This window comes from Escherichia sp. R1 (assembly GCF_003000935.1).
Lineage (GTDB): Bacteria > Pseudomonadota > Gammaproteobacteria > Enterobacterales > Enterobacteriaceae > Escherichia > Escherichia coli.
Window position 1 is genome coordinate 1 of record NZ_PSRU01000050.1, and the last position, 5,294, is coordinate 5,294.

Annotated in this window: 6 protein-coding genes; 2 read left to right on the forward strand and 4 right to left on the reverse strand. The window is 47.7% G+C overall.

The window, feature by feature from the left end; genetic code table 11:
- Positions 1-408, reverse strand: a 408-nt coding sequence (locus C4F37_RS26625) for a replication initiation protein (RefSeq protein WP_199792410.1), incomplete at its 3' end; no start/stop codon positions are given.
- 1,736 nt (positions 409-2,144) lie between these two features.
- Between C4F37_RS26625 and C4F37_RS26630 the strand changes: the two genes are divergently transcribed.
- Positions 2,145-2,354, forward strand: a complete 210-nt coding sequence (locus C4F37_RS26630; RefSeq protein WP_001096196.1) for a hypothetical protein — start codon at positions 2,145-2,147, stop codon at positions 2,352-2,354.
- A gap of 65 nt (positions 2,355-2,419) precedes the next feature.
- On the opposite strand, the gene C4F37_RS26635 is transcribed toward C4F37_RS26630, so the two are convergent.
- Positions 2,420-2,953: a hypothetical protein gene (locus C4F37_RS26635; RefSeq protein ID WP_000168770.1), complete on the reverse strand. Its 534-nt coding sequence runs from the start codon at positions 2,951-2,953 to the stop codon at positions 2,420-2,422.
- Positions 2,954-2,955: 2 nt separating this feature from the next.
- Positions 2,956-3,882, reverse strand: a complete 927-nt coding sequence (locus tag C4F37_RS26640; RefSeq protein ID WP_001331297.1) for a MobA/MobL family protein — start codon at positions 3,880-3,882, stop codon at positions 2,956-2,958.
- A gap of 176 nt (positions 3,883-4,058) precedes the next feature.
- Between C4F37_RS26640 and C4F37_RS26645 the strand changes: the two genes are divergently transcribed.
- A complete protein-coding gene (locus tag C4F37_RS26645; protein WP_001222914.1) occupies positions 4,059-4,457 on the forward strand; it encodes a hypothetical protein in 399 nt (132 codons plus the stop codon).
- Between the two features lie 203 nt (positions 4,458-4,660).
- Here C4F37_RS26645 and C4F37_RS26650 read toward each other — a convergent pair.
- The coding region (locus tag C4F37_RS26650) for a replication initiation protein (RefSeq protein ID WP_106106743.1) at positions 4,661-5,294 on the reverse strand (634 nt) is incomplete at its 5' end.

The window sequence follows — 5,294 nt, forward strand, 5'->3', positions numbered from 1 at the left end:
CAGGTGGAACGGATTTTTGCAAATCAGGCCGCTGTAGTTCACATCCGCACAAAGTTTCTCACACAGCGAACGTTCAACCGCTGCGGCATATTTCAGCGCCTTAACCGAGGCATCAGGCGCGGTTCTCACGGCGATGTTGAGTGCGTAGAGCAGGTGAGCGTGTCCGTTCACAGGATTTTTAACGGTGATGTTCGGCGCGGGAGCGTTCCGGTCGCTCCAGTCAATCGCAGCCCCCTCGCGGTCAACGTCAAAAACCAGCCAGAACTGCGCATGAGGCTGGTTCTGCTGTATGTACCGCGCAAGAAGCGCACGCCCTTTGCCGGAGATGCGAAGACCAAAAGCGAGATCATCCGTGTGATAGGGACGATGGGGTAAATTTTCGTCGAAGTATTGAAGCGCGGCGCTCATGTGTTACGATTCTCTCCGGGTTATGCGACCTACACGCCCTCTGTATTTCATGTTGAATCTTGCCGGATCTGGACATGATTTCAGGGGCGTTTGTTTTTCAGTCGCTTACACTACACCCAACGGCAAATCCTGTCGAACCTTCCCGAAAACCCGATCCATTTACCATAACTCCCGTTGTACGCCCCCCTTAAAACGCCCTCAGTCGCTTTCTGGCGCAAAAAACGCAAAAAGACAAGAAAACACCAGGCCAAACCAGAAAAACGCGTCAGAATCGTTTTCAGGGCGTTGCATAACTATGCACGAAAGCGATGTGCGATCGGTTTCGTGCGTTCTGAACACCGAACGGCTCAAAACGACAAGTTTTCTCCCCTGGTGCGTGGCGCTCTGACGGGGTTTCCTGTTTCCAAACTTCACATCTCGCCAGGACAAAAAAAAACCGACCTGGGGTCGGTGGCAAGAATCAGAGTCTATGGGAAATATTTTAGTTATCGGATGCTCAATATTCACAAACGCAAAAAATGCCTCAGTGATGCCCTAAAACAACCTTTCCAGAAGGAGTCCGCGCTTTACGATGCACGGAAGAGATAAAAAACCCCACAAAAGTGGGGAACCAAGAGAAACAACAATTACAGGTTGTTGGTTGTGTTCGAACAACGATGAAGTAGCTACGCTAAATAATAATTACCGTACAGGCCCTACATATTCAACACTAAATTTAAGATCCTGACGAAGGATTTATAAATGCACGAAAACACATAGACAGACAAATTCACTAAATTCATACACAAAAACAAGTGTAGTTTTCTAAGTAAATTAGATTCGACAACCAATTAGTTTATCCACATCGCATTCCACTCTTGCTACACCAATCACATTTCTTGATATGTAATAGCAGAAAAAATAAAACCAGACACCAATAGACCAAAAAACAAACATTCAACAAGAAACATTTTGAACAATATCACAAAACTGTCACAACCATCATCAGACTATTGAAAAAAACTGGTTGCTGTTTTATAAAAGCGACTGTAACAACCTCCACTCTATAGTTCCATTAGTTTAAAGTGTCACACAAACTGAGCATCCATTTGTTTTCCTTACTTTTGCCCCTGTATTCCAAGGGGTTTTTTTATAACTTAAAGATTAGCACACCACACAAAAACAATAAAAAAAAACGACAAGTTATACAATAAAACCAGTACTATCCATACAGCTAATTACATATAAATACTATTAAACCATCTGGACATTAAAAATAAACTCTTATAACATAAAATTAATGCGGTTCCGGTACCATATGTCAGGGATAATGTGCAAATGGAGGTATCGGAACTGCATTTCAGTTCATTATTAATTAATGACAAAAAAAACCTCTGCGAGCGCAGAGGGGGTAAGGAATGTTCCCGGTCATAATATGTCGATAGTGTTTATATACATACAGAACAAGAACAACAACCAGCCAACTAATAAATATTTTATTTTTTAGAGCTGAAACCTTAAAGCTCACTTCCATTCCATACATTGTTATAAACCTTATGTTGAAAACTGAAAGTAAGTACGGCAGACTTATTAAGTTGCGTGCAGTCTTTTCACGTTATACAAACAAGAACACCTGCGAAGTTATTTCTCCTTACATATCCCCCTATGCCAACGGGGGATTTTTTCTGGTTCACTAACGCATAAATAATAGTGACACCCTATCATTCACAAACCGTGATAATATAAGGATTATCATCATGGCAAAATTAGGTGAAAACACCCCACATATTATCGATGCTACTGTAGATTTTATGGCATCAAGCCAGGCATTTCGTGAGTATCTGAAAAAACTTCCCCCTGATAACACAATACCGCCAGCTCTTACTGATGAGCACGTACCGTTATATATACGAAGGCTGGAATACTATCGTCTGCTTTATCGACCAAAGCAGACAGAATCATATTGAAAAAAACGGTGAACGGTTCGCGAAATTCTTTCGCGGGTCGTGAGGCGTTGGACAAGCGAAGCGCGTCAGTTTTTCCGGCTCTTCCCCGTGACAGGTTTCTCCACCAGTTTATCTTCCAGTGTCACAACTTTCTGATACACCGCCGCTGTGGCGTTGTAGTTCCTGTCGAGTATTGTTTTCATTCCCCATCCGAGCACACAGAACATAACCAGAAAAGCCACTGACACCCCACCCAGCCATTTCCAGCTATACCCTTTAAGGGTGTTGTATTCCTGCACGATATTGCTGTGAATTGTCGCAATATCCCTGTTCAGGGCATCCGCGTTTGCCTTCATGTTTGCGACTGACTCTTCCAGCCGCTGAAAATCCTGGCTGATGCGCTCACCTATCAGTCCTGCCACGTCCAGCTTCTGCACCTCATTTCTGACTTCATCCCTGACCTGTTTTGCCACACCGTCAGAAATATCCCGATATCCGCGAAGAGTTTCCCTTGCCACAGCCAGAGAATCAGCAACAGCTTTCTGTTGCTCCATTGCGGTATGTTGCAGATGCTCCACCGATAACAGGAGCGTAAGTAATTTTTCTTCTGTGCTGGCCATGTTCAGAATCCCATAGAAAATCCACGTGACGGTGATTTAACCCGTTCAGGTGCAGTTCGGTTCTGTCTGCTCACTCTGTCTCTCATGTCAAAGCCATGCTCCCGCGCAACATCATGTTGCAGCCTTCTGACCAGTTCATGTTGCTTAACCGGAGTGTCCAGCCATTCCCTGATGTCATGCCCGACCGTTCGCGCCTGTTCAAGATGGCGGGAATAGTCCGGTTCAGACCGTTTTTGCATGATGTCATGACGCTGGGCATCATCAAGCCGTCCGGCAGCTTCAAAACCCAGATGCACTTCGGGACGTCGTTCAATGCCCTGTTCTTTCAGCGTCCGGCAGTCAATGAAGCCCCTTTCAAAGCCATGCTTTCTCATATGTTCGTTGTGCTTCACCTCCCAGCGTTTTCGCAATTCCCGCAACTGCTCTTTTTGCTGAGTGAGAGTCAGGCTTCCGGAATCCTTTTTCGCACCTCCCCGCTCGGGATACCTGGCGTTATAGCGCCGGAAATACTGTTCCGGTGTACGTTCAATGCCATCATTCACACGCTGACTCATCATGATATGCGCATGAGGCTGTTCGCCGCCGTCAATGCTCGCTTTCGGATTGTGAATGGCAAAACTCCAGGCGTGCCGTTCGCCAGCTTCCTGACGTACAAAATCCTGCACCAGTTCAAGGCGCTGTTCCGGTGTCAGTTCACGGGGTAATGCAATTTCAAGTTCCCTATAGGTCGAACCGTTCGCACGTTCAAACTGGTCAGCCGCCTGCCAGAAATGGGAAGGATTATCCCTGGCCCATTCCGGCATGTTTCCGTGTGCGGAATATTCCAAATCCTGACGGTCGCGGTATTTCTCTTTGCGCTCGATGTAATCGGCGTGGTTTGCAGCCTGCCCCTTGCCACCAAATTTAACGCTGAGGTGATAGGTTGCCACGGTTTCAGCCCTCTGCAGGAGCGCACTGTTTCTCGACGAAGGAGAGAAACATATAAGTGCGCTTCCTTCTAATTTTACGAATTAGCACGGAAGATACCCCCTGCACCCGCCGACCGCAAGCGATATACTGCACGACCACAACACACCGCAAAAAAACACCAGGGAGCATCACGAACATGCGCATCAGCAACATCGAATGGCTGAAGAAACGGATCGGATTCATCAGGAAGCTCGGAGAACAGACCGCACGACAGAGACAGATTATTGACCTGATCGACAACGAAGCCGGACTCACAGAACAGGAACGCAAACTTCTCCACGTACTGGCAACAGCGGAAAAAAACGACTTACAGGCACAGGAGAGCGAACGAAAACAGGCGGTCCAAAAACGAATCGAGGGAAAAAAACAACGACGGGAACGCAATCACCGGCTCTTTCTCGCGGCTGGGCTACTGATCGAAGCAGGACTGGTAGACACAAAAACAGGCGAGCTATGCTATAAAAAAGACAGGATATTACAAGCACTTAAGGAACTTAAGTACGATCTGGAGACATCCCCAAACCCAGACGCGTAAGTGCCTCCATCCGTGTTCCGATTCCCTGGTGCTTCCTCGCTCATTCGCTCGCTACGCTCGGTCATGAGACTGCGGCGAGCACTACCACCACAATCACGCGGAAAGCCGCGCCATTGCAGGGCTGAACGGGGAAAAACGGCAAAAAACCTGCTGCTCAAAAAGACGCCAGAAAGGCGCTGTTATCTGATATAGGCTTATTTGGTCTACTCTACGAGACCTCGTTTTTTCAGTTGGTAATACCAGGCGCGACTGATCCCTAATGCCTCCCACGGTTTCAGCGTGCGTGCAGATGTAGCTACTGTGCTGCGCTTAGACTTAGAACCGCCCTTGCGACCGCGTGCAGCCTGAATTTCTGGCGTGTGCGTATCAGCCACATACTGTGCGAAAGTTTCCGGCGTGAAGTTCCTGTGCGTGTATTTCGCAATGCTCTTGCCAATAGCCCGACATTCAGCCAGTGAAAGCGGAACGGGAAGCGATGCATTGTACATTTCGACACGCTGGATCACCGCTTCAAGCCACTGTGAGAACGCTGGCCAGCCCTGACGAATCGCCCTGTAAGCCCATTTGCGCGTCATTTCGAACAGGTGGCAGTTTCGCCCCATCCCGTAATGTTTATCGATGCTACGACGCTCTGAGGCGCTCAAATCGAGATAATCAGCCAGTTCATCGAGGGTATAGGCTTCCTCGCGCCACTCCATCACCAGCCATTCCAGGTGGAACGGATTTTTGCAAATCAGGCCGCTGTAGTTCACATCCGCACAAAGTTTCTCACACAGCGAACGTTCAACCGCTGCGGCATATTTCAGCGCCTTAACCGAGGCATCAGGCGCGGTTCTC